Annotated in this window: 26 protein-coding genes and 2 pseudogenes; 10 read left to right on the plus strand and 18 right to left on the minus strand. The window is 60.0% G+C overall.

Annotated features, from left to right (window positions below):
- From PMI29_RS24445 to PMI29_RS24435, 3 genes are all read right to left on the minus strand, one after another.
- Positions 1–377: acyl-CoA dehydrogenase family protein (locus PMI29_RS24445; RefSeq protein ID WP_007994782.1), on the minus strand; the 377-nt coding region annotated here is incomplete at its 3' end.
- 3 nt (positions 378–380) lie between these two features.
- Complete coding sequence (locus PMI29_RS24440) at positions 381–1,487, minus strand: enoyl-CoA hydratase/isomerase family protein (protein WP_007994783.1); 1,107 nt, start codon at positions 1,485–1,487, stop codon at positions 381–383.
- Between the two features lie 164 nt (positions 1,488–1,651).
- Entirely contained in the window at positions 1,652–2,545 is an 894-nt protein-coding gene (locus PMI29_RS24435; RefSeq protein ID WP_007994785.1) for a LysR family transcriptional regulator, read from the minus strand.
- 101 nt (positions 2,546–2,646) lie between these two features.
- On the opposite strand from PMI29_RS24435, the gene PMI29_RS24430 reads away from it, so the two are divergent.
- Together PMI29_RS24430 and speB are read left to right on the plus strand one after the other, a co-directional pair.
- Positions 2,647–3,738, plus strand: a complete 1,092-nt coding sequence (locus PMI29_RS24430) for a polyamine ABC transporter substrate-binding protein (protein ID WP_007994786.1) — start codon at positions 2,647–2,649, stop codon at positions 3,736–3,738.
- 16 nt (positions 3,739–3,754) lie between these two features.
- Positions 3,755–4,714: an agmatinase gene (speB, locus tag PMI29_RS24425; RefSeq protein ID WP_007994788.1), complete on the plus strand. Its 960-nt coding sequence runs from the start codon at positions 3,755–3,757 to the stop codon at positions 4,712–4,714.
- 115 nt (positions 4,715–4,829) lie between these two features.
- Here speB and PMI29_RS24420 read toward each other — a convergent pair whose 3' ends face one another.
- On the minus strand, positions 4,830–5,882 hold the full coding sequence (locus PMI29_RS24420) for an aldo/keto reductase (RefSeq protein WP_007994789.1): 1,053 nt from the start codon (positions 5,880–5,882) through the stop codon (positions 4,830–4,832).
- A 159-nt stretch (positions 5,883–6,041) separates the two neighbouring features.
- Here PMI29_RS24420 and zapE point away from each other — a divergent pair, with 159 nt between their 5' ends.
- From zapE to PMI29_RS24405, 3 genes are all read left to right on the plus strand, one after another.
- On the plus strand, positions 6,042–7,160 hold the full coding sequence (gene zapE / locus PMI29_RS24415; protein ID WP_007994792.1) for a cell division protein ZapE: 1,119 nt from the start codon (positions 6,042–6,044) through the stop codon (positions 7,158–7,160).
- Between the two features lie 15 nt (positions 7,161–7,175).
- Complete coding sequence (locus tag PMI29_RS24410; protein ID WP_007994794.1) at positions 7,176–7,757, plus strand: DinB family protein; 582 nt, start codon at positions 7,176–7,178, stop codon at positions 7,755–7,757.
- A 117-nt stretch (positions 7,758–7,874) separates the two neighbouring features.
- A complete protein-coding gene (locus PMI29_RS24405) occupies positions 7,875–8,366 on the plus strand; it encodes a GNAT family N-acetyltransferase (RefSeq protein WP_007994796.1) in 492 nt (163 codons plus the stop codon).
- Positions 8,367–8,429: 63 nt separating this feature from the next.
- On the opposite strand, the gene PMI29_RS24400 is transcribed toward PMI29_RS24405, so the two are convergent.
- From PMI29_RS24400 to mobA, 3 genes are all read right to left on the minus strand, one after another.
- Positions 8,430–8,639, minus strand: coding sequence for a hypothetical protein (locus PMI29_RS24400; RefSeq protein WP_007994798.1), 210 nt, complete (start codon positions 8,637–8,639; stop codon positions 8,430–8,432).
- Positions 8,640–8,896: 257 nt separating this feature from the next.
- Entirely contained in the window at positions 8,897–9,118 is a 222-nt protein-coding gene (locus tag PMI29_RS24395) for a YgdI/YgdR family lipoprotein (RefSeq protein WP_007994800.1), read from the minus strand.
- A 76-nt stretch (positions 9,119–9,194) separates the two neighbouring features.
- Complete coding sequence (gene mobA / locus PMI29_RS24390) at positions 9,195–9,797, minus strand: molybdenum cofactor guanylyltransferase MobA (RefSeq protein ID WP_007994802.1); 603 nt, start codon at positions 9,795–9,797, stop codon at positions 9,195–9,197.
- Positions 9,798–9,878: 81 nt separating this feature from the next.
- On the opposite strand from mobA, the gene moaB reads away from it, so the two are divergent.
- Both moaB and PMI29_RS24380 read left to right on the plus strand, forming a co-directional pair.
- Complete coding sequence (moaB, locus tag PMI29_RS24385) at positions 9,879–10,418, plus strand: molybdenum cofactor biosynthesis protein B (RefSeq protein ID WP_007990181.1); 540 nt, start codon at positions 9,879–9,881, stop codon at positions 10,416–10,418.
- Complete coding sequence (locus tag PMI29_RS24380; RefSeq protein WP_007994804.1) at positions 10,402–11,628, plus strand: molybdopterin molybdotransferase MoeA; 1,227 nt, start codon at positions 10,402–10,404, stop codon at positions 11,626–11,628. The genes moaB and PMI29_RS24380 overlap by 17 nt, the downstream gene beginning before the upstream one ends.
- A 64-nt stretch (positions 11,629–11,692) precedes the next feature.
- Here the strand turns inward: PMI29_RS24380 and PMI29_RS32465 are convergent, their stop codons facing one another.
- The gene (locus PMI29_RS32465; RefSeq protein ID WP_238541633.1) at positions 11,693–12,007 is read right to left on the minus strand and encodes a hypothetical protein; all 315 of its coding nucleotides are present in this window, start codon (positions 12,005–12,007) and stop codon (positions 11,693–11,695) included.
- A 188-nt stretch (positions 12,008–12,195) separates the two neighbouring features.
- On the opposite strand from PMI29_RS32465, the pseudogene PMI29_RS30840 reads away from it, so the two are divergent.
- Positions 12,196–12,420 (plus strand): annotated as a pseudogene (locus PMI29_RS30840) (lipid kinase YegS); the annotation flags it as partial.
- Here the strand turns inward: PMI29_RS30840 and PMI29_RS24370 are convergent.
- The 3 genes from PMI29_RS24370 to PMI29_RS24360 form a co-directional block, all read right to left on the minus strand.
- Complete coding sequence (locus tag PMI29_RS24370) at positions 12,404–13,063, minus strand: response regulator (protein ID WP_033052040.1); 660 nt, start codon at positions 13,061–13,063, stop codon at positions 12,404–12,406. The pseudogene PMI29_RS30840 and the gene PMI29_RS24370 sit on opposite strands and share 17 nt — an antisense overlap.
- A complete protein-coding gene (locus PMI29_RS24365; protein WP_007994809.1) occupies positions 13,060–13,953 on the minus strand; it encodes a sensor histidine kinase in 894 nt (297 codons plus the stop codon). The genes PMI29_RS24370 and PMI29_RS24365 overlap by 4 nt, the downstream gene beginning before the upstream one ends.
- A gap of 464 nt (positions 13,954–14,417) precedes the next feature.
- Entirely contained in the window at positions 14,418–14,888 is a 471-nt protein-coding gene (locus tag PMI29_RS24360) for a hypothetical protein (RefSeq protein ID WP_007994811.1), read from the minus strand.
- 463 nt (positions 14,889–15,351) lie between these two features.
- On the opposite strand from PMI29_RS24360, the gene PMI29_RS24355 reads away from it, so the two are divergent.
- Both PMI29_RS24355 and PMI29_RS24350 read left to right on the plus strand, forming a co-directional pair.
- The gene (locus tag PMI29_RS24355) at positions 15,352–16,287 is read left to right on the plus strand and encodes a chemotaxis protein CheV (protein ID WP_007994813.1); all 936 of its coding nucleotides are present in this window, start codon (positions 15,352–15,354) and stop codon (positions 16,285–16,287) included.
- A gap of 173 nt (positions 16,288–16,460) precedes the next feature.
- Entirely contained in the window at positions 16,461–17,267 is an 807-nt protein-coding gene (locus tag PMI29_RS24350; protein WP_007994815.1) for an MOSC domain-containing protein, read from the plus strand.
- Between the two features lie 85 nt (positions 17,268–17,352).
- On the opposite strand, the gene ppnP is transcribed toward PMI29_RS24350, so the two are convergent.
- The 7 genes and pseudogenes from ppnP to PMI29_RS31900 all read right to left on the minus strand — a co-directional run.
- Entirely contained in the window at positions 17,353–17,637 is a 285-nt protein-coding gene (gene ppnP / locus PMI29_RS24345; RefSeq protein WP_007940055.1) for a pyrimidine/purine nucleoside phosphorylase, read from the minus strand.
- 69 nt (positions 17,638–17,706) lie between these two features.
- The gene (locus tag PMI29_RS24340; RefSeq protein WP_007994817.1) at positions 17,707–18,249 is read right to left on the minus strand and encodes an exonuclease domain-containing protein; all 543 of its coding nucleotides are present in this window, start codon (positions 18,247–18,249) and stop codon (positions 17,707–17,709) included.
- Positions 18,250–18,320: 71 nt separating this feature from the next.
- Positions 18,321–20,282, minus strand: a complete 1,962-nt coding sequence (locus PMI29_RS24335; protein ID WP_007994819.1) for an acetyl-CoA carboxylase biotin carboxylase subunit — start codon at positions 20,280–20,282, stop codon at positions 18,321–18,323.
- Positions 20,283–20,391: 109 nt separating this feature from the next.
- Positions 20,392–21,189 carry an enoyl-CoA hydratase/isomerase family protein gene (locus tag PMI29_RS24330; RefSeq protein ID WP_007994822.1) on the minus strand — a complete coding sequence of 266 codons (798 nt, stop codon included), beginning with the start codon at positions 21,187–21,189 and terminating at the stop codon, positions 20,392–20,394.
- Positions 21,186–22,343, minus strand: a complete 1,158-nt coding sequence (atuD, locus tag PMI29_RS24325) for a citronellyl-CoA dehydrogenase (protein WP_007994824.1) — start codon at positions 22,341–22,343, stop codon at positions 21,186–21,188. The genes PMI29_RS24330 and atuD overlap by 4 nt, the downstream gene beginning before the upstream one ends.
- Before the next feature lie 24 nt (positions 22,344–22,367).
- On the minus strand, positions 22,368–23,984 hold the full coding sequence (gene atuC, locus PMI29_RS24320) for a geranyl-CoA carboxylase subunit beta (RefSeq protein WP_007994826.1): 1,617 nt from the start codon (positions 23,982–23,984) through the stop codon (positions 22,368–22,370).
- Positions 23,985–23,987: 3 nt separating this feature from the next.
- Positions 23,988–24,126 (minus strand): annotated as a pseudogene (locus PMI29_RS31900) (2,4-dienoyl-CoA reductase); the annotation flags it as partial.

The raw sequence follows: 24,126 nt of genomic DNA on the forward strand, positions 1-24,126 counted from the left end.
AGGCAGAAGCAGCCGATGGCCTGGCCGCTGGCCAGGTCAGCCAGCCAGGTCTGTTTCTGTTCTTCGCTGCCGTAGTTGAGCACCGGCCCGCAGCCCACGGAGTTGTGGATGCTCATGAAGGCGCCGGTCGCACCGTCGCCGGCGGAAATCTCTTCTACCGCCAGGGCGTAGGCCACGTAGTCGACATAGGTGCCGCCCCATTCCTCAGGCACCACCATGCCGAGCAAGCCCAGTTCGCCCATCTTCGCCACAAGGCCGTCGTCGATCCAGCCGGCCTTTTCCCAGGCCTGGGCGTGGGGCGCGATTTCGCCACGGGCAAAATCCCGGGCCATGTCGCGGATCATGACTTGCTCTTCGCTCAATTCGATATCGTGCATGGCTCAGCTCTCGCTCTGGTCAAACCCGCTGAAGAAGCTCGCCACGTGTTCGGCGTCCAGCGCCTTGAGGGTTGGCGGGTTCCAGCGTGGTGTTTTGTCTTTGTCGATCAACAAGGCGCGCACGCCTTCGATCAGGTCGCCGCGCTCGAACCACTGGCGGTCCAGATGCAGCTCAAGGGCGAAACATTGTTCAAGTGGCAGCTCGCGTCCGCGACGCAGCATTTCCAGGGTGACGCCCATGGCCAGTGGCGAGCGGGTTTCCAGCAGGTCGGCGGTGGTGACGGCCCACTCATGGCTGTCGGCAACCGTTACCTGACGCAGTTGCTCCACAATACTCGGCACGTCGGGTTGGGCGAAGAAGTGGTCGATGGCCGGGCGCAAAGTCGCCAGTGGCGCATCGGGCAGTTGCTGTACGGCGAATTTCGCCAGCAGGCCTTGCAGGTCCTTGAGCGGCGTGTCGTGCCATTCGAGCTGGTCGAGTTTTTCGTCCAGCGTGCCCAGCTTGTCGCTTTCCAGGTACCAGTCGGCCAGGCCGCAATACAGCGCGTCGGCGGCGCGAATCTGCACGCCGCTGACGCCGAGGTAAATCCCCAGTTCACCGGGAATGCGCGGCAGGAAGTAGCTGCCGCCGACGTCGGGGAAGTAACCGATGCCGACTTCCGGCATGGCCAGGCGGCTTTTTTCGGTGACCACGCGCAGGTCCGCGCCTTGCACCAGGCCCATGCCGCCGCCGAGGACAAAACCGTCCATCAGGGCCAGCACCGGTTTGCGGTAATGATGGATCGCGAGGTCGAGGGCGTATTCTTCGACGAAGAAATCTTCATGCAGGGTATCGCCGCTTTTGAAGCTGTCATACAGCGAGCGAATGTCGCCGCCGGCGCAGAAGGCTTTTTCGCCGGCGCCGCGCAAGACCACCGCATGGACTTGCGAATCCTGGGCCCAGGCGTCGAGCTGGCGGTGCAGGTTGCGCACCATGTCCAGGGTCAGGGCATTGAGGCCGGCGGGGCGGTTGAGGGTCAGATGACCGATGTGGTTGCGAACCTCGGCCAGCACTTCGTTTTGCATGGCATCCATGGACAGCGGCCCCTTCGATGAAACCTGAGCAGTCATCACTAACTCCCTGCTTTTATTGTTCTTTATCGAGATGCTCGCGCGCGAGCGATGGCGGATCGTATCAGTGCAAATTTGCCTTGTACAACCCGGATAAGTGCAGGTCATCTGTGCATTTTTGCATGGTGATGACCGGCACTGTTTCAGCGTAGACCAAGGTGTATTCAGGCAAACGCCGCGAGCAGATCCTCTTCGAATGCCTTCTGTGCATCGCCGGCCACCTGCGCCCGGTGCCGGGCCAGATGAAACGCGACATCAAAACTCATGTCGCTGCGACGCACGGCCCTGAGCAAGCCTTTTTCTTCCCAGCCACGGGCGAAGTGGTTGGGCAAATAGCCGACATGCTTGCCGGAAAGAATGAAGGCGAGGGTGCCTTCGACCTGTTCCGAGCGTGCCGAACACCGCTTGCCCTGAAAGGGTTCGTCACTGCGCAGGAAGCGGTAGGGGTGATCGACCCGGTCGCTGGCCTGGAGGTCCTGATCGTCCGGGGCCGCGTTGGTGAACAGCGGATGGCCCGGTGCGCAATACAGGTGCTGGGTTTCTATGAACAATTGGCGGTAGTCAAAGGCGCTTTGCACTTGTGAGAAATAACCGATGGCGAGGTCCAGCCGCTGTTGCAGCAGCAAGCGTTCCATCTCGCCGGGCATGGCGCTGATCAGTTCGATACGCACCGACTCGTCCCGCTCTCGGAAGCGCCGGATTGCTTCGGCCACCCGTTGCAGCACCGATTGATCCAGGGCTTCGGACAGACCCAGGCGCACTTCGCCGATCAAGCGTCCGGCCACGCCGTTGGATTGATGGCGGAACGCTTCGATGGACTGGAACAGCCCGCGGGTGGCGCTGAGCAATTGCTCGCCCTTGGGGGTGATCCTGAATCCGCCCTTGCCGCGACTGCATAAGCGATAGCCGAGACGGGTTTCCAGCTTGGCCATTTGCTGGCTGATGCTCGACTGGCTCAACCCCAACTCGCCCTGGGCTGCGCTGAAACCGCCGCACTCCACCACGCTGACAAACAGACGCAACAATTGCAGATCCAGATCATGCAGTTGGCCGAGCATCAAACATTACTCCGTAATAAAGTCAGGTTAATTAACTTGATATTTCACCAATGTATCCGACGACGCATCCTGCAACCACTTCCTCTGGTCAGGTGTTCGTCATGGCTCCCATGTTCAAGCTGTGTTTACCCGCGCTGTTCCTTGCCATGGCCGCATCGGCCCAGGCCGAAGACAAGGTGGTCAATCTGTACAGTTGGGCCGATTACGTGGCCCCAGAAACCTTGCAACGGTTCGAGCAGGAAACCGGCATCCATGTGCGCTACGACACCTTTGATTCTTCGGAAGTGCTGGAGACCAAGTTGCTTACCGGCGGCAGCGGTTATGACGTGGTGGTGCCGTCCTCCAGTGTGCTGGCCCGGGGCCTTGCCGCCGGGGCGTTGAAACCGATCCCCCACGAGGGCCTCAAGGGTTACGCCAACCTCGATCCGGATTTGCTGGAAAAACTCGCCGCTGTCGACCCGGGCAACCGCTACGGCGTGCCTTATACCTGGGGCACATTAGGACTGGGCATGAACGTCGAGGCGGTGAAGCAGCGATTGCCGGATGTGCCACTCAACAGTCTGGATATGCTGTTCAAGCCCGAGTACGCGAGCAAGTTGAAGGATTGCGGCATCGCCATTCTCGACTCGCCCCAGGAAGTGATCGGGCTGGCGCTGCATTACCTGGGTAAAGATCCCTACAGCACCGACAAGAACGATCTGTCAGCCGCCGAGGCGTTGCTGCATCAGTTACAGCCGAATGTGCTGTACGTCGCCACCGGACGGCAGATCAGCGACCTGGCCAATGGCAGCGTTTGTCTGGCATTGACCTACAACGGTGACGCGAGCATGGCCGCCGATCAGGCGCGCAAAGCCAACAAACCCTATGAAATTGCCTACCGGATTCCCAAGGAAGGCACCATCGTCTGGCAGGACAACCTGGCCATTCCCAAGGACGCGCCGCACCCCGAAGCCGCCCGCGCCTTTATCGAGTTCATGTTGCGCCCCGAGTCCGTCGCAGCACTGACCAACACCTTGTTCTTCGCCACGGCGAACCAGGCCGCCACGCCGCTGGTGGATGAAGCGGTGCGCACCGACCCGGACATCTACCCGCTGGCTGACGTGCGTGAGCGGCTGTATGCCGACCGCAGCATGAACCTCAAGGACATGCGTCAGCGCACCCGTCTGTGGACCACTTTCCGTAGCCGCCAATAATAAAAAGGAGTCTTCAATGGACGTCCCGATGCAGAACGATCAAGCCCTTACCCGTGACAGCCTTTACGGCACGGCCGCCGAAAGCACCTACGCCGGCATTACCAGTTTCATGCGTCGCCGCTACAGCCGTGACCTGCGTGGCGTTGATGTGGCTGTCAGTGGCGTACCGTTCGACACCGCCACCAGCAACCGTCCCGGCGCACGCTTCGGGCCACGGGGCATTCGCGCCGCCTCTGCCGGGATTGCCTGGGAACGGCACTGGCCGTGGACGTTTGACCCGTTCGACCATCTGGCGGTGATCGACTATGGCGATTGCGATTTCGACTACGGCTCTCCGCAGTCGACGCCCGAAATGATTGAAGCTCACGCCGAGCACATCCTCAATGCCGGCGCTGCGATGCTGACGTTTGGCGGCGATCACTTCATCACCTATCCGCTGCTCAAGGCCCATGCGCGCAAGCACGGGGCGTTGTCGCTGATCCACTTCGACGCCCACAGCGACACCTGGCCGGACGAAGAGGGCAAGCGTATCGACCACGGCACCATGTTCTGGCACGCGGCCAGGGAAGGGCTGGTCGCCCCGTCGCGTTCGGTGCAAATCGGTTTGCGCACCACCAATGACGATCATCAGGGCTTTCAAGTGCTGGACGCACGGCAAGTGCATCGCCGTGGCTGCGAAGCGATTGTCGAGGCGATTCGCGCGCGGGTCGGCGATAACCCGGTGTACCTGACGTTCGACATCGATTGCCTGGATCCGGCGTTCGCGCCTGGCACTGGAACGCCAGTATGCGGCGGCTTGAGCACGGTGCAGGCGCTGGAGATTCTCGGCGGCCTGCGCGGGATCAATCTGGTGGGCATGGACGTGGTGGAAGTGGCCCCGGCCTATGACAGTGCGGAGATCACCTCACTGGCAGCGGCAACGCTGGCGATGGAGATGTTGTGTCTGTATGCGGCCAGACACAAGGTCGATCGGTAAACGCCGAACCCCTGTGGGAGCGAGCTTGCTCGCGATAGCGGTGTGTCAATCAGCGTAAATGTTGACTGACACTCCCTATTCGCGAGCAAGCCCGCTCCCACAGTTTTGGAGGGTGTCAGGCCACTGGAATGCTCGGCACGTCGAGGATCCGACCACCGCTAAACCGCGCGAACGAGCCGGCAATGGATTCGTGCGGCACACCTTTGGCCACGTCACTGACGCCATCGAGTCGTGCCAGCTGATCAGCACTCAACTGCACATCCAGCGCCCCCAATGTCGCGTCCAGTTGCTCACGGGTCCGGGAACCGAGGATCGGAATCAGCGCCGTGGACGAGCGCTTGGCCTTTTCCCGCAGCCAGGCGATGGCCACGTGGGTCGGGCTGGCGTCCAGTTCTGCGGCGACATCGATCAAGGTGTCGAGCAGGGCGGTTTCGCGAGCGCTTTTTTCGGCGTGAATCAGCACGCCGAGCTTGTTCGCGCGGTTGTCGCCTGCACTGTTGCGATATTTACCGGTGAGGAAGCCGCCACCCAGCGGCGACCACAAGGTCGCGGCCAGGCCCAGGGCTTCGGCCATCGGCAGTTGTTCGCGTTCGGCGGTGCGCTCGGCGAGGCTGTACTCGACCTGGATCGCGGCAATTGGCGCAAAACCGCGCACCTCGGCCAGCAGGTCGGCACGGGCGATGCGCCACGCGGGGAAGTTCGACAGCCCGGCATAATGAATCTTGCCGGCACTGACCAGATCGTCGAAGCCGCGCAGGATCTCGTCCATGGGCGTGACGCCGTCGCTCATATGAGCCCAGAACAGGTCGATATGCTCGGTTTTCAGGCGTTTAAGGCTTTCTTCGACAGCGCGCACCATGTTCTTGCGGCTGTTACCAGTGTGGGAAATGCCGGCCGCTGGTGTAGTCCCCAGGGTGTATTTGGTGGCGATGACCAGGCTATCCCGTTCTGCAGCGATGAATTCGCTGAGCATGGCCTCGGACTGTCCGCCCTGATAGCCATTGGCGGTATCGATGAAGTTGCCGCCGGCTTCCAGGTAGCCATCGAAAATGCGCCTGGCTTCGTCTCGCTCGGCGCCATGGCCCCAACCGGTACCGAAATTGCCGGCACCCAGCGCCAGTTCGGAAACACGCAAGCCGGTTTTACGACCGAAAACTTTGTAATGCATGGGATGACTCCAGAGGGATGGCGACAGGACCTAATAAATCACTAACAACATTTATAAAATATGATGCTAGTAATTTAATGAGTCAAGGCGCTTTTCCTTCCTGCACAAAACTGCCGATCACTGGTCGCGTTCTCCTTGCGCAATGGCATACTGCCGCCCATGACTATCGAATCCCCCTTGAGCGCCTGGCAGCACGCCATCGAACACAAGGGCTTCGTCCAGGACGAGGCTCAGGAACATGCCGTGTGGGCGCTGCAAAAATGCCACGAAGCGCTGCACGAAGGCCGCTCGCGCATTTGTGGCGTGTACCTGTGGGGGCCGGTCGGGCGGGGCAAAACATGGTTGATGGACCAGTTCTACCAAAGCCTGCGAGTACCGGCGCGGCGCCAGCACTTTCACCACTTCATGGGCTGGGTGCACCAGCGCTCGTTTCAACTGACCGGCACCGCCGATCCGCTCAAGGCGCTGGCCCGTGAATTGGCCGAAGAGGTTCGCGTGCTGTGTTTCGACGAGCTGTTCGTCAATGACATCGGCGACGCGATCATTCTCGGGCGGCTGTTCCAGGTGATGTTCGAACAGGGCGTGGTGGTGGTTTGCACGTCCAATCTGCCGCCGGATCAGTTGTACGCCGACGGATTCAATCGCGACCGTTTCATGCCCGCCATCACGGCGATCAAGCAACATATGCAGGTGATTGCGATAGATGGCGGGGAAGACCATCGCCTGCATCCGGGTGCCGGTTTGCAACGCTACTGGGTGGCCGAGCCCGGCCAGTCCGGCGCATTGGGTGAGGTGTTCGCGGGGTTGACTGTGGATCAGCCGGTATCGAACGGGTCGGTCAAGGTCGGTTACCGCGCCCTTGAGGTGGTCAAGACCAGCCCGACTGTGCTCTGGACCCGTTACGCCGCGCTGTGCGAGCAACCTTTCGCGGCCATGGATTTCATCGCCCTGTGCGATACCTACAGCGCTATCCTGTTGAGTGACGTGCCCAACCTCAGCGCGCAAAAACGCGCCGGGCGCATCGCCCGCGGTACCGAGGACGGTGTCGAGCGGGTGGAAGCGGGGGACCGGGAGCTGCCGCAATTGTCGGTGCATGACGACGGTGTGCGACGGTTCATTGCCCTGGTGGACGAGTGCTACGACCGCAAGGTGCCGCTGTACCTTGAGGCACAAGTGCCGATGGCAGCGCTTTATACCGAGGGTTATCTGGAATTCCCGTTCCGCCGCACCCTCAGTCGATTGCAGGAAATGCAGTTGCAACGGTTTGCCGAAGTTTGATCGGGAGCAGCACACATGAATCAGCCCCTGTCGCACCACCTGCTGACCATGGCTTATCAGAATGCCTGGGCCAACCACCGACTGGCCAAGGCCTGGAGGCAGTTGAGCCCGCAGGAGTTGATCGCCGCACGGGTCAGCTTCTTCCCCAGCATCCGTGCGACCCTCAACCACATCCTCACCTGCGACTGGTTTTATGTGGATGCCCTGGAGCGCGAAATGCGCGGCGACGATCCGCATCCCGATTGCCGGGTGTTTTTCAAGGAAGACGAACCCTGCCTCATCGCGTCGGATCTCGTTTGTGAACAGGCCCATGTCGACCGTCGATTGATCGCTTACTGCGAGCAACTGCGCGACACCAGCCTCGGCAAAATCGTGACCATCGCCCGCGACACGCCGCAACACGACAGCCGTTTGCGCCTACTGTCCCATTTGTTTGAGCACCAGATCCATCACCGCGGTCAGGTTCACGCCATGCTGAGCGGCACCTCGGTCAAGCCACCGCAACTCGACGAATTTTTCTGCGCCGGTGAGTCGCACTTGCGGGCCAAGGACTTTGCCGAACTGGGATGGACGGAAGCATTGATCTGGGGCGCTTGAGCGCCAAAGATTTCCTCGTTTGCGATTGTCGATACCACGGTGCTCGCGCTATGGTCTGCCGGCACTTCAGCGTGAAATACATGCTGGGGGCTACTTCATGTGTGATCGAGGATGGAAATGGACTCCGCAGAAATTCTTGTGCTTCAGGCCAGTTACACCAATCCGGTGCATGCCGAGGCTATTTGCCTGGTGTTGAACCACTACGCCGAGGACCCGATGGGGGGTGGCCAGCCGTTACCGGCCGATGTGCTTGAGCAACTCCCGGCAGAGCTTGCCAGGCGTCCCCACGCCTTCAGTGTGCTGGCCTTTGTCGGTGGCGAGCCGGCCGGGCTGGTCAATTGCTTCGAAGGGTTCTCCACCTTTGCCTGCCGGCCGTTGGTCAATGTGCACGATGTGGCGGTGGTGAAAAAATTTCGCGGCTTGGGCTTGAGCCAGAAGATGCTGCAAAAGGTCGAGGACATCGCCCGTCAGCGTGGCTGCTGCAAACTCACCCTGGAAGTGCTGGAAGGCAATGCCGTGGCGCAGGGCTCTTATGAAAAAGCCGGTTTCGCCGCCGGCATGTTCGACCCTGCCCATGGACGGATGCTGTTCTGGACCAAGAGCCTCTGACTCAACAGGCAAAAAAAGGGCGTCCATCAGGACGCCCGACAGTCTTCTCTGACCCTGGCTGGATCATTTCGGTCTGTAGGTTTCAGTCATTTGTGCGGTTTGATCGTCCGGAACCCGCAACTCGGTGCTTTGGATGGGGTGGCCCAGGGCTTGTTGCTGGGCCAGTCGCAGACTTTCGTAGTAATAGCGCATGCGTTCGGCTCCGCCTTCGGCAAAAGCGCTGCTTGCGCCCAAGGCCATCAGGCCGGCGAGGATCAATGCGGTGCGTTTCATGGTTTGCCTCCCACTACAGATGTCGGATGCCTTTCGTCCATGAATCAATGAAGCAGTGTCGAAATGGCATTATCCGCCGATTCGGCTAAATGGGAATTAACTTCACCCTGTAGCAGCTGCCGAACGCAGCCTCGCGGGCTCGGCAGCTGCTACAAAGGGTGTCGCGGCTAACTGACTGGCATTACGCTGAAGCGCTGTTCTTCAGATGTGAAAAAGCCCGCATCAAGCGGGCTTTTGTGTATTCGGCGGCGCCAGGATTACAGCTCTTTAACGGTACGAACCTGGTCTTTGTTGATGCGGGTCTGTTTGCCGTCGAGCTGTTCGAATTCGTAGAAACCGGAATCCTTGTCGAACTGTGGCGTGTCGACGGCCTGGATTTCGCGACCGTCATTCAAGGTGATCACCGTAGGCGATGCACAACCGGCGAGAGTTGCGAGGCCGAGTGCGAGCATGAAAGTGGCGAGGGTCCGTTGAGTCATGTGTGTGTCTCCGAATAAGAAATCTTTGGTTACTGAACCTGAGACGTGCACCGTCCGTGCAAGTTCCTGATGAAAGTCAGTCTGACACAGTGTTATGACCGCTTAACAGTTCCGGCGTATTGAGGTTGGCCAGCCGAGGGTCGTTGTCGGGGCATTGCAGCGCGGTCGCACCGAGGTTGCGCATCAACCGGCCAGGGCTGCGTTCACCTTCGATCCAGGCATTCTCGAACGCCGCCCTGTGTTCCACGGGAATCACGCACAACAACGGCTCCCAGTGATTGTCATGCCGCACCATCAGCGGTTTGTCCGGATGCAGGTTGGCGGTCTCGCGCATGTTGCCGATCAGTGCCGCATCAATGCCCGGAACGTCACATGGCAGGACCAGCAGATGAGTATGGCGAGCCGCTTTCAGACCTGCGCGAATTCCGGCCAGAGGCCCGGGAAAGTCACCCTCATCATCGTGGACCAACTGGTCGGCGTAGGGCCCATACTTTTCAAGGTTACGATTGCAGGAGATGATCAGGTCATCGGTCAGCGGACGGGTCTTGCGATGCAAGTGTGCAATCAGCGGTTCACCGTGCCAGTCCAGTAACCCTTTATCCCGCCCCCCCATACGTTGGCCACGTCCGCCCGCCAGGAGCAGAATGGAGCAGGGTGGCAATTGTGAATTCGTGGTCATGGCAGGTCTCCATGGGAGCGGCGAAAAAACGGAGCGCTGTGATATAACACCGGGCTGTTTCTCCTACAACTGGACGAGCCTATGAAAGCCAAGGCTGATGTACCTTTCGCACCGCTGAACATCGCAGTGCTGACTGTCAGCGATACCCGCACACTGGAAACCGACACCTCGGGTCAGGTTTTTGTCGACCGCTTGACCGCTGCCGGACATTACCTGGCGGCCCGGGTGTTGCTCAAAGATGACCTCTACAAAATTCGCGCGCAAGTTGCCAACTGGATTGCCGACGATGTCGTGCAGGTTGTGCTGATCACCGGCGGAACCGGTTTTACCGGGCGTGACAGCACGCCGGAAGCCGTCAGCTGCCTGCTGGACAAACAGGTTGACGGATTTGGTGAGCTGTTCCGCCAGATCTCGGTTGCCGATATCGGCACCTCGACCGTTCAGTCCCGGACTTTGGCCGGACTGGCCAACGGCACACTGGTCTGCTGTTTGCCGGGTTCGACCAATGCCGTGCGCACCGGTTGGGACGGCATACTTGCCGAGCAGCTGGATTCGCGGCATCGCCCGTGCAATTTCGTGCCTCACTTGAAACAGGCGGCGCCTTGTGAATCCCGCGGGTAAGCCTGGCAAGGCTGGCGGTCTGATGCCTGTCGAGCAGGCGTTGGCGCGCTTGCTGGAAATGGCCGAGGCCTCAAGGATTGTCGAGCGTGAACGCTTGCCGTTGGCGCAGGTACAGGGGCGTGTACTGGCTGAAGATCTGGTATCGACGCTTGATCTGCCGCCCTGGCCCAACAGCGCCATGGACGGTTATGCCTTGCGCATGGCTGACTGGACGGGAGAGCCGTTGGTGGTCAGTCAGAAGGTGTTTGCCGGTCAGGCCCCCGATCCGTTGCAGCCAGGAACCTGTGCGCGCATTTTCACCGGCGCGCCTGTTCCCGGCGGTGCCGATTGCGTCGAGATGCAGGAAAACGCCGAGGTTCAGTCCGATGGGCGAGTACGTTTCACTGGATCCTTGACCCAGGGCCAGAACATCCGTCCGCAAGGCCAGGAAACGACCGTCGGCGAGTTGATTCTGCCGGCAGGTACGCGGCTGGGACCGATCGAGCAAGGATTGGCTGCCTCCTTGGGATGCGCTGAGCTGGAAGTGGTTCGCAAGGTACGTGTGGCGGTGCTGTCTACCGGCGACGAATTGATTGAGCCCGGGCAGACGCTGGGGCCGGGACAGATCTACAACAGCAACCGGGTGTTGTTGTGCAGCTGGTTGCAACGTTTGGGGTGTGAGGTCGTCGACGCGGGGATTCTTCCGGACAATCTGGAAACCACTCGCTCCCGATTGGGTGAATTGAGGGATGTCGACCTGATTCTCTCGACCGGTGGCGTATCGGTAGGAGAAGCCGATTTCCTGGGCATCGCCTTGCGCGAAGAGGGCGAATTGACGCTGTGGAAACTCGCCATCAAGCCCGGTAAACCGCTGACGTTCGGGCATTTTCGCGGTGTGCCGGTGATCGGCTTGCCGGGCAATCCGGCATCGACCCTCGTGACCTTTGCTTTGTTGACCAGGCCCTATCTCTTGCGTCGTCAGGGTGTGGAAGACGTTGAGCCGCTGAAGGTGCAGGTGCCGGCGGGGTTTGACTGGCTCCAGCCCGGCAATCGGCGTGAGTATTTGCGCGGACGGCTGGAAAACGGCAGGGCGACGATCTACAAAAACCAGAGTTCCGGTGTGCTGCGTAGCGCTGCCTGGGCTGATGGCCTGGTAGAAGTCCTGGAGGGTCGCACGCTGGTGCAGGGCGACAGCATTTTCTTCATTCCGTTGAGCGAAGTCCTGAACTGATGGCTTCAGCGGCTTAGCCGCACAAGACCCGGTTGCTTGAACCGGGTCTTGTGTTGAAGGCAACTCAATGCGCCAGAAGCAATGAAATAACCTGCTCGAAACGGCTATTGGCGATCCAGCCAAGGAGGCCGAGGATCACCGCTGTTCCGCCGGCGGAATAGGCAAGCCTGTGCTTGATGGATTTGACGTCATCCCGGGCTTCTTCCATGTCCCTGCGAATGCTCTTGAGGTGTGTTTCCAGCTCGGTGACGCGAGGTTCCATATCAACTTCTCCCGTGGCTTTTATGCTGTTGCGGCATTCAGCCCGATGGCCTGTGATTTTATTATTTGTGAGCGGCAAGACCGAAACGGCCGGTGATGCGGGGTTTTGGGGTTGCATGGCACGTCCTTGTGATGTCCTGCTGTAACCCCAAGGTCTATCAATTCAGATTTCTGGTCAATTGAGCCGATTCCTCACGTTTTGTAAGAAAAATCCTGCCGTGTCGTTTTGCCTGGAAATAATTCATATTCTTGCGACTTTTAACGGGGGGAGGTCAACGGGACTGGCAGGATGTGGGTGGGACGTAGAAAAAACTGCTGACCGAAGGCTTCGGCATTGACAGCATGTTGGTCCGTGCGCGCCTGCCCTGGGTCGAGATCAAGGTCTCGGAAGGGCTTTATATCAATCTGGATGGTGGGCCGCTGGAAGGGGATAACCAGCGTTTCCCGGTTCGATCAGCGGCGCTGCTCGTGGATTTACTTGAGGATTCGCCGCTATTGAATGCCAGTGAGGCGACTAGTCATCAAGGCTGATGATTTGTTCGCGCACCGCAAACAGCACCAGGCCGGCCACATCGTAGATCTGCAGACGCTTCATGATCTGCGAACGGTGGGTTTCGACGGTCTTGATGCTCAGCACCAGGCCGTTGGCGATCTCTCGGGTGGATTTTCCGCGAACGATCAACCGCAGGATTTCCAGCTGACGTGCCGTCAGGTTGTGCGAGTCGGCAGGTTCGGGCTGGTGCTTCTGGTTTCGGCTCAACGCCTGATTGATCACCGTGTGGGCAATGGCCGGGCTCAGATAGCGCTCGTTGTTGCGTAAGGCATCCAGCGCGTGCTCGAGTTCGGTCGCCGTGGTGTCCTTGAGCAGGTAGCCGTGGGCTCCGGACTCCAGAGCCTGCATGATCAGGTCCGGGTCGGTGTGCATCGAGAGGATCAGGACCTTGCTCTGCGGACGCACTCGCTTGAGCTGCTGCAAGGCTTCGAGGCCGCCGGTCTGGCGCATCGAAATATCCAGCAGGACAATATCCGGGGACAGATGCCCGACCATTTCGAGCAGCTGCGAGCCGTCATTGGCCTCACCGATGACGGCATAGCCGGGCAGATCCATTACCAGGGCGCGCACGCCAGCCCTGATCAGCGAGTGGTCATCCACCAGTAGTAAATTACAAGTCAATGCATAACCTTATTCGGGCTGGCCCGTTCGAGCGCACGGGGCGCCCAGGGAAAAAGAGCTTCGATTCGAGTGCCTTTGCCCGGCTCGCTGGTAACGGTCAGTGTGCCGCCCAGTTGATCGATCCGTTCCGACATCCCGGCCATACCGCGTTGCCCTTCGCGACCTGGGTCTGGTGCAGGAGCGAAGCCCTGACCATCATCGCTGATCTGCAACTTCAGGCCTTGGGGCAGGCGTTGCAGGCATACCAGCAGGTTTTTGGCCTGGGCATGTCGCAGGATGTTGGTGACCGCTTCCTGGGTGATACGGAAAGCGGCCACGGCCATTTCCTCCGGTATGCCGGTCAGGCGCTGCTGGCATTCCAGGCTCCAGTGCACCGGGGTGTTGGCCAGGGTCTTGAGCAGGTGCGCGCGCAGACTGGCTTCCAGCCCAAGGCTGGTCAACTGCCGGGGATTGAGAATGGCGGATACGTCACGAACTTTGGTCAGGGTTTCTTCCAGTGTGTCGCAGAGGACCGAGCATTGACCCTGGAGTTCTTCGGGCATTCGGCGTTTGAGCCAGTCACTTTGCAGTTTTGCAGCAGTGAGCAATTGACCGATATCGTCATGCAGTTCCCGGCTCAGCCGGTGACGCTCGTTTTCCTGAACCTGCAACAGCCGGTCGGCCAGTTCCTGGGGCTGGAATTTGATGGATTTGCGCGAGAGGTGGTACTGCACCGCAACACTGGTCAGCGCAGCTACGTTGAGCACCAGCAACGCCAGGGGCAACGGAATGGACAAGCCATAGACCAGCAAACTGCCGAGCGTCGAGCAGGCGCATAGCAATAGCGTGAATGTGCGTGCACTTTCTCGGGAGGCTGGCCACATGGCGATTGACTTGAGACTGGCGTGCATAGCGGATGGAGCCAATGGATGTACGCTGCGGGCTGACCGGTCATGCTGGCTGACAGGCCCCTGTTTTTTAATGTGGAGCGTCGACTTCAACGGGATCTAATCTTTTTTGTTGGAGAAATCAGCCCCAGGCTGTCCGACTGCAATCACACTGCCATTAATTGGCGCCAACTAACAGGCGGCATAGTAGCACTTAAGATACCGTTGGTCGCGTTCGTATGTATGTCTGAAAGGTCAGGAACAGGGCGATGGTTCCATACGGAACAAGTTGGTTGTTGCGGTCGCAAGTTGACGATTGTCCCTGGGTTAATACCTTGGTGAAGACCGGCACGTAACTGTCGATGGGAATTAAGAGATTGTTACAAGATGTCGTTTATGGCTATGAAGTATTCATTTGCGACGTGCGCGCTCAAGTTGCAGCGCGGTATTGATAACCAAAACACACCTTACGGCATGGTTTGGCAAGTTCAGGCCTGTCGTTCCGAATAGGATACGAGTGTGAACGGCCTGGAATTGACCGGTGGTTGAAATCGGCTTTGCCCTACCTGAAAGGCAAAGGCTTCGATCAGGGTGGCCTGCTCGCTGTCGTCGAGGCTGAGTTGCCCGGTGGTCTGGTCAATGAGTTCGAGTTGCCAGGCAATCAGGGTCAGGCAGTCTTTCAGGGCACCCAGAGCCTCGTCGTGCAGGCTCATCGTGTTCTGTGCGTGGTTCAGCAGGCCATGAATATGTAGAGAAAACTCAGACACGGCCGCCAACGCCAGGGCATCGGCCTTGTTGGCCAGCTTGAGCAGTATGCTGAGCATGCAGTCGATGGCGTCCTTGTCATTGCTGATCAACTGCAGATGACTCAGGCATTCCTCGGTTTTAGCCAGGAGTGTTTCAGCTTCGACGAGAAACTCCGGGAGCCGCTGGGCCCACTCTTTACGGTCGTTCGGCATACTTATCTCCACAACGTCATGTCAAATGAGGGGATATCGTGTGTGTCGACGAGGGCGGTCGGAACCCCGGCATTACCGAGTCGTCGGGTAAACGAACTGCGGCAGGCCCGGAAGCAGGCTGGGGAACACGAGAGGGTGGTTGGCCACTGACTTGCGATCGCACACAAAAGCCTGACTCCGTTCATGCAATGAGAATGGCGTCACATTAATGGCTATTGGATATTGCGAATATCAGGTTGCACCTGATTGTTGATAGGGGAAACCCTTACGCAGCGGAACCTATCGCGTGAACTGTGGTCGCGTGGCGCAGGCGTGCAGCAAATGTAATCACGGCGTCAGTAAAGCATGATGTTAATGTGACATCAATGGCCGGGCGTGGCATTTTAGAGAGGGTCAAGCTTCGGCAAAAACAGCCGATAACCTTCTTTAAGTGAAATCATCCGAACAAGACCAGGAGTCATTGATGGCCGGCATTCTCGACACGGTAGACCAACGCACGCAACTGGTGGGTGAGAATCGCCTGGAAATTCTCATGTTCCGGCTCGCCGGACGGCAACTGTTCGCGATCAACGTCTTTAAAGTACAGGAAGTCTTGCAGCTGCCAAAGTTGACGCTGATGCCGCAGCGCCATCCTTTTGTGTGCGGCGTGGTCAACCTGCGTGGCCAGACCCTGCCGGTGATCGACCTGTCCCAGGCCATTGGCATGCGCCCGTTGGTGCCGGGGCCTGGCAGCACCATCATCGTCACCGAATACAACCGTTCGGTGCAGGCCTTCCTGGTCGGTGGCGTGGACCGGATCGTCAACATGAACTGGGAAGCCATCCTGCCACCCCCGAGCAGTGCCGGCCGCCAGCACTACCTGACGGCCATCAGCAAGGTCGATGATCAACTGGTGGAAATCATCGACGTCGAAAAGGTCTTGGCCGAAATCGTCCCGTACAGCGCCAAGGTCTCCCGCGACAAGCTCGAAGATCCGGTGCTGGAACGCGCCCGTGGCCGTGAAGTGCTGCTGGTGGACGACTCGAACGTGGCCCTGGCGCAGTTGCGCGATACCCTGGGGCAGTTGGGCGTGAAGATGCACATCGCCAGCGACGGGTTGAAGGCCTTGAACATGCTCAAGGCCTGGGCCGATACCGGCGTGGACATGACTGAAAAACTGCTGATGGTCTTCACCGATGCGGAAATGCCGGAAATGGATGGTTATCGCCTGACCACCGAAATCCGCAACGATCCGCGTCTGCGCGGTTTGTACGTGGTGCTGCACACCTCGCTGTCCGGCAGCTTCAACGACTCGATGGTGAAAAAGGTCGGTTGCGACAACTTCCTCTCCAAATTCCAGCCGGACAAACTCGTCGATGTGGTGCGCCAGCGCCTGATGCTTGACGCGATATCCGTCTGAGCCCGTGCAGGAGCGAGCTCGCTCGCGATGGTCTTGAACGATAACGCGTAAAACCAGATGCCCGGCGGCGTCCTTGGGTTTTTCGCGAGCAAGCTCGCTCCTACAGTTTTTGCTCTTTGATTCGGTGATCAAGCTCGTATAGGGTGGGGTTTTTGCCTACCAGGGAGCTGGCCATGTTGCGTCTGAGCGCGCTGTATCGTTATCCGTTGAAGTCCGCCAAGGGCGAGACGCTGCAACAGATCGGTCTCGATAAACTCGGGCTGGACGGCGATCGCCGCTGGATGCTGGTGGATGAGGCCAGCGGGCGCTTCCTGACCCAGCGCGCAGTGGCGCAGATGAGCCAGTTGTCGGCGTTGTGGAATGCCGAGGGTGGCTTGACCCTCAGCGCGCCGGGGCATTCGTCGATCGATATTGCCTTGCCTGGCAGCGATGCAGAACTGCGTGGCGTGACGATCTGGCGCGATACCTTGCGAGTCCCCGATGCAGGCGATGAAGCAGGGGCCTGGGTCAGCAGGTTCATTGGAAAACCAACACGTCTGGTACAAGTGCCGCTTGATCGGGCGCGGATGACCGAGGCTGGTTACGGCAAGGATGACGATCAGGTGGCGTTCGCCGATGGTTATCCGCTGTTGCTGATTGGCCAGGCCTCCCTCGAGGACTTGTCGCAACGGGTCGGACGTCCGTTGGAGATGCTGCGTTTCCGGCCAAACCTGGTGATCGAAGGCGGTGAAGCGTTCGCCGAGGACGGCTGGAAGCGCATCCGTATCGGCGAGGTCGAATTCCGTGTGGTCAAGTCCTGTTCACGCTGCATCCTGACCACCATCGATCCGCAAACCGGGGAGCGCAGCGAGGACCGCGAACCCTTGGCAACCTTGCAGAAGTACCGTTCGCAGGCGGACGGCGCAATGTTCGGGCAGAACCTGGTCAACGATGGCAACGGTCGACTCGAAGTCGGCATGCCGGTGGAGATCCTCGAGTAATCTTCCACAGAATAAAAAATGCCCGTGTCGAAAAACACGGGCATTTTTTATGGCGCTGGCTTTATTTTGCTGAAGCCCCGCAGGTTTAGCCGCGGTATTCGCACAGGTAAGCGGTGTCGACGGCCACTTTCAGCTGGAACTTGCTGTTGGCCGGCACATTGAACTGGCTGCCGGCGGCGAAGGTTTCCCAGTCGCTGCTGTCTGGCAATTTGACGGTCAATGCGCCGCTGACCACGTGCATGATTTCACGCTGGCTGGTGCCGAATTCGTACTCGCCCGGAGCCATGACGCCGATGGTCGCTGGACCTTCTGCGGTGCCAAAGGCGATCGACTTGACGGTGCCGTCGAAGTACTCGTTGACTTTAAACATGGGCGATTCCTCGAAAAGGGCTAAAAAGGGCCGGCCAGTATGCACAAGGCCCTGGGAGTCGTCACCTGTCTAAAGCGGAAGAACCAGCGGCAGCAGTCGTGCGGTATTGCGCGCATCTTCCAGCGCCCGGTGTTGCTGGCCGGTGAACTGCAGGCCAGCCAGTTGCAGAGCGCCGTTGAGCCCCAGCGGGCGTTCCAGGCGTCGGGCCTTGGCAAAGCGCTGCTTGAGGTTCATGTGCGGCACGTTGGCCAGCGCACTGGCGAGCCCCAGCCGCTGCCATTCCTGAAGCAGTTGTTTGCGATCGTAATCGCCCCAACTGACCCAGCCTTCAAGTCGCGTGTGGTGTTGGCCGAGCCAGCGTTCAAACGCCGGCCAGACTTCGCCCAGCGGTTGCGCGGCATCGATGTTGGCTTGGGTGATGTGCGTGAGTTCGCGGCAAAACGGTGTCAGCAACGGCCGCCGCAAGGGGCGGACGAAGCGCTGGAAGTAGTCCAGTTCGCGTCCTTTGCGGTCCACCAGGGTGGCGCCGATTTCAATGATTTCCATATCCGTTACGGGCCAACCACCCTCATCGGTGGTCGCCTCCAGATCAATGACCAGCCAGTGAGGCATTGCAGGGTTCCTGGTATCCGCGTCCTGATAGGCTTTGAGCGTAGCCAAACCCGGCGGTTCCGCCTAGCGGCTTATTCGATCTCCAACAGAATCTGCCGGTTTTTCACCTGATCCCCGACCTTTACTTGCAAGCGCTTGAGAACACCGTCGATGCCCGATTTCAACGGGTGCTCCATTTTCATCGCCTCCAGTACCACCAGTAATTGGCCTTTGGTCACCGGGCAGCCTTCATTGACCAGGACGTCGATAATCGCCCCGTCCATCGGTGCCTTGAGGGTGCCGGAGCTGACACTGGCCCGGCTGCAGACCTGCGCCTGAGTGCGATCCACGAACTGCAGACTGCCCGGACGGGTAAACAGCCAGAGATGCCCGGTCTCCAGGCGGTAAGCGTGGCGTTGGCGAACGCCTTCGATTTCGAGGGTGGCCCAGCGTCCGTCGCTGTGGATGATCTTCAGTTCGAGGCTGCGCTCGGCGACCTGAATGCGCAACGGCTCGCCCGGGATCGCCTGCAACGCTACCGGCCAGTCCTGATCGTCAAGGCCAATGCGATAGTGCAGCGGCACACTGGCGTTGTTGCGCCAACCAGACAGCGGTGCCGGATGAGCCTGCGCCGACGCCTGATAGAACAGGGCGGCTGCGATGGCCAGGTGTTGCGCGTTTGGGATGTGAGGATGCAGGCAGGCATGCTCGGAAAAATGCTGCGGGATGAACCCGGTACTGAAATCACCGCAGGCGAACTGCGGGTGTTCCAGCAAGCTGGCCAGCAGGCGTTGATTGCTTTGCAGGCCCAGCAGCACGCTGTCTTGCACCGCCCGCAGCAATTTGCGTCGGGCTTCTTCGCGGGTGGCGCCGTGGGCGATGAGCTTGCCGAGCATCGGGTCGTAGAAGGGACTGATGACCTGGCCTTCGATCAGGCCGTGGTCGATCCGCACGCCGTCCTGTAATGCCGGTTCCCAGGCCACGACGCGCCCGGTTTGCGGCAGGAAACCCCGGGCAGGATCTTCGGTATACAGGCGCACTTCCATGGCATGGCCCTTGAGTTGCACCTGCTCCTGGCGCAGCGGCAATGGTTGCCCCTCGGCAATGTTGAGTTGCCAGGCCACCAGGTCCAGCCCGGTGATCAGTTCGGTCACTGGGTGTTCCACTTGCAGCCGGGTGTTCATCTCCAGGAAGTAAAACTGCCCGCGCGCATCCAGCAAAAACTCTACGGTGCCCGCGCCAACGTACTGCACCGCTCGGCCGGCCTTGAGCGCCGCTTCGCCCATGGCCTGCCGCAACTCAGGGGTCATTACCGGGCAGGGCGCTTCTTCGATGACTTTCTGATGCCGGCGCTGCACTGAACAATCGCGCTCACCGAGGTAAATCAGGTTGCCATGCCGGTCGCCGAACAGCTGAACCTCGACGTGACGTGGTTCGACCAGTGCCTGCTCAAGAATCAGTTCGCCGCTGCCAAATCCGTTCAGGGCTTCGGAGCGCGCAGTGCGAATCTGTTCCAGCAAATCGTCGGCATTGTGCACCAGGCGCATACCGCGTCCACCGCCGCCAGCGCTGGCCTTGATCATCAATGGATAGCCGATGCGCTCGGCTTCGCGATTCAGGGTGGCGTCGTCCTGTTCGGCACCTTGATAACCGTTGATGCAGGGCACGCCTGCTTCGATCATGGCGATTTTCGACAGGCGCTTGCTGCCCATCAGTTCGATGGCCTCGGGGCTGGGGCCGATGAAGGCGATGCCGGCGTCCCGGCAAGCGAGGGCAAACCCGGCGTTTTCCGAGAGGAAACCGTAGCCCGGATGGATCGCATCCGCACCCGTGCGCCGGGCCGCTTCGAGGATCGCCGGGATGTTCAGGTAAGACTGTTGCACGGGGGCCGGGCCGATGTTGACCGCTTCGTCGGCCATCTGCACGTGCAGGGCATTGGCGTCGGCACCGCTGAATACGGCGACCGTGCGATAGCCCTGCGCCTGGGCCGTGCGCTGGATGCGGCAGGCGATTTCACCGCGGTTGGCGATGAGGATTTTTTTCAGTCCGGGCATGGGTTGGCTCTCTGGTTTTTGCGGTGTCTGGTCGGGCCTCATCGCGAGCAAGCTCGCTCCCACATTTGAAATGCATTCCAGTGTGGGAGCTGGCTTGCCAGCGAAGCTTTTAAGAGGCCCACCCCGGTTTGCGTTTTTGCACGAAGGCCAGCGTTCCCTCGACGCCTTCTGCCCCGGTCACCGCTTCGCTGAACCATTCGGCAGCCTGATCCAGCATGGCATCCGACGGCTGGCCGGTACTCGCCAGCAACAGTTTCTTGGTCATCGCATTTGCCTCTGGCGCACAACACAACACATGGGCCAGGACCTCATCGAGACGTTCGGCCAAGGCTTGCGGATCATGTTCGACAAAATGCACCAGCCCCATGCGCCGTGCCTGGTGACCATCAAAACGGGCTGCGGTCAGGGTCAGGCGCCGGGCCTCGGTCAGGCCGATGCGCTGGACCACGAATGGCGCGATCTGCGCCGGCAGCAGGCCGAGGCTGGTTTCCGGCAGGCCGAACTGCGCCTGGTGATCGGCCAGGGCGATATCGCTGACACAGGCCAGGCCGAAACCACCGCCAAGTACCGCGCCTTGCAGCACCGTGATCACCACTTGCGGGGCGTGTTGCACCTCTTGCAGCAGCGCACCGAACAGCCGGTTCAAGTCGCGGTGCGCACTGGCACCTTGAACGCGGGCGTTGGTCATGTCCTTGAGGTCGCCACCGGCACAGAAATGACCGCCGGCACCGCCGATCACCAGAGCGCGAACCCCTCGGTCATCGCGCACGGCTGTCAGCACCGAGCGCAACTCGGTGACCATCTGCAAGCTCATCGCATTGCGGCATTCCGGGCGGTTGAGGGTGATGTGCAGCACGCCGTTGTGCAGTTCCAGGAGCAAGGTCTGGCAAATCGGCAGGCTGCTCATTTCTTTTTCCCCGGCAGAATGCCCATCAGTTTGCAGATGATCCCCAGCATGATTTCGTCGGCGCCGCCGCCGATCGATACCAGCCGTACATCGCGGTAAGCCCGGGCCACCGGGTTGTCCCACATGAAGCCCATGCCGCCCCAATATTGCAGGCAACTGTCGCTGACTTCGCGGCCCAGTCGGCCGGCCTTGAGCTTGGCCATCGACGCCAGGCGCGTGACGTCCTGGCCTTTGACGTATTGCTCGGTGGCCTGATAGACCAGCGCCCGCAGGCATTCGATTTCGGTTTGCAGTTCAGCCAGTCGGAAGTGGATCACCTGGTTGTCGATCAGCGCGTTACCGAAGGTTTTGCGCTCCTTGCAGTACTCGATGGTGCTGTCGACGCAATATTCCAGGCCCTTGATCATGTTGGCCGCGCCGAACAGGCGTTCCTCCTGGAATTGCAGCATCTGCATCATGAACCCCGCGCCTTCATGGCCGATGCGGTTGCGCTGCGGTACGCGCACATTGTCGAAAAACACCTGGGCGGTTTCCGAGCTGCGCATGCCGAGCTTGTCCAGATGCGAACTCAAACTGATGCCCGGTGTGTTCATCGGCACCATGATCAGCGATTTGTTGATGTGCGGTTTGTCGTCCGACGTGTTGGCCAGCAGGCAGATGAAGTCGGCGCCAGGCGAGTTGGTGATCCACATCTTGCTGCCGTTGATCACGTAATCGTCGCCGTCCTTGCGCGCGGTGGTTTTCAATCCGGCGACGTCGGAGCCGGCACCGACTTCGGAAACGCCGATGCAACCGACCTGCTCGCCGCTGATGGCCGGGCGCAGGAATTCGTCGCGCAATTCATCGGAGCCGAAACGTGCCAGCGCCGGCGTGCACATGTCGGTCTGCACGCCGATGGACATCGGGATGCCGCCGCAATGAATGGTGCCGAACTCTTCGGCGGCAACGATCGAGTAGCTGTAGTCGAGTCCCATGCCACCGTATTTTTCCGGTTTGGAAATCCCCAGCAGGCCAAGGTCGCCGGCCTTGCGGAAAATTTCGTGGATGGGGAAGCGCCCGGCCTTTTCCCACTCTTCGACGTGCGGATTGATCTCGTGCTCGACGAATTGGCGCACGGTGCGGCGCAGTGCTTCGTGTTCCTGGGTGAAGATCATTTTTATTGTTCTCCTTGAGCCGGCCTAGAGCCGCGCTACGCCAAAACTGTTGGCTTGCAATGGCCGCACCTCGGCCTCGTGACAGATATCCAGCAAGTAACCGAGCAGCGTCCTTGTATCCCGCGGGTCGATCAAACCGTCGTCCCACAGATTGGCACTGCCGTAGAGCGCGGTGGACTGGCTGTCGAGTTTCTGCGCGGTGACCTGTTCCAGCATGTCGAGCATTTTCGGGTCGGGCACCAGACCGTCCTTGGCCTGTTTGGCCTCGGTGACGATGCGCAGCACTTTGCCCGCTTGCGCGCCACCCATCACGGCGGTGCGGCTGTTGGGCCAGGCGAAGATGAAACGCGGGTCGAGGCCGCGTCCGCACATTGCATAGTTGCCCGCGCCGTAGGAGCCACCGACGACGATGGTCAGCTTCGGCACCCGGGCATTGGCCACCGCTTGAATCATCTTCGCGCCGTGTTTGATCACACCTTGTTGCTCCGATTCGGTGCCGACCATGAACCCGGTGGTGTTGTGGAAAAACAGCAACGGCGTGCGGCTCTGGTCGCAAAGCTGAATGAACTGCGCGGCCTTGCTCGCACCCTTGGGCGTGATCGGGCCGTTGTTGCCGATGAAGCCGCAGGCGCGGCCCTGAATTTTCAGGTGGCCGCACACGGTCTGCTGATCGAACTCGCCTTTGAATTCAAGAAAGTTCGAAGCGTCGGCGAGACGGGCGATGATTTCGCGTACGTCGTAGGGTTTTTTCGGGTCATCCGGGATCAGGCCCAGCAGTTCGTCGATGAGGTAAAGCGGCTCCTCCCAATGCCGTTCGGGCAGGCGGGGCAACTGCTGGTTCCACGGCAGCAGGCTGACAATCTCGCGTACCTGACGCACACCGTCGGCGTCGTTTTCAGCCAGGTATTCGGCGGTGCCGGCGGTTTGTGCGTGCATCTCGGCGCCGCCCAGTTCTTCATCGGTCGCGACCTCGCCGGTGGCGGCCTTGAGCAGTGGCGGGCCGGCGAGAAACAGCTTGGCCTTGCCGCGCACCACCACCACGTAATCCGACAATCCCGGCTGATAGGCGCCGCCCGCCGTGGCCGAGCCGTGCACCACGGTGACCTGAGGCAACCCCATGGCCGACATCCGCGCCTGATTGGCAAAGCTGCGTGCGCCTTCGACGAAAATCTCCGCCGCGTAATTGAGGTTGGCGCCGCCGCTTTCGGCGAGGGTGATCACCGGCAGTTTGTTTTCCATGGCGATCTGTTGCAGGCGCAGGGATTTTTTCAAACCGGCGGGGGAAATGGTCCCGCCCTTGATTGCGCTGTTGTTGGCGACTACCAGCACACGCACACCAGACACGTAACCAATGCCGGCGATCAAACCGCCACCGGCAGAGCTGCCGTCCTTGTCGTCGTACAGTTTATAGCCGGCCAGGCTGGCCAGTTCGAGAAACGGCGCGCCGGGGTCCAGCAGCAGATTGAGTCGCTCGCGGGGCAGCAGTTGGCCGCGTTTTTCGAACCTGGGTTTGGCTTCGGCAGCCTTGTTCAGCAGGTTCTGTTCGAGCGCGCGGACTTGCTCGATGGCGTTCAGCATCGCCGCACGGTTCTGGGCGAACGGCTCGCTGTGGGGGTCGAGTTGCGACTGAATCACCGGCATGGCTTATTCCTTGTTCTTCAACACGTCTGGCAAGTAGGCGCGGTGAAAACCGTTGTACGACTCGCTGTTGGTCGCCTTGTGAATCGGCCAGGCACGCCCGCCGAGGCTGGCGGCGCCATCGATGCGCAAGGTGCTGCCGCTG

Source organism: Pseudomonas sp. GM49, assembly GCF_000282355.1.
In the GTDB taxonomy this organism is placed as follows: Bacteria; Pseudomonadota; Gammaproteobacteria; order Pseudomonadales; family Pseudomonadaceae; genus Aquipseudomonas.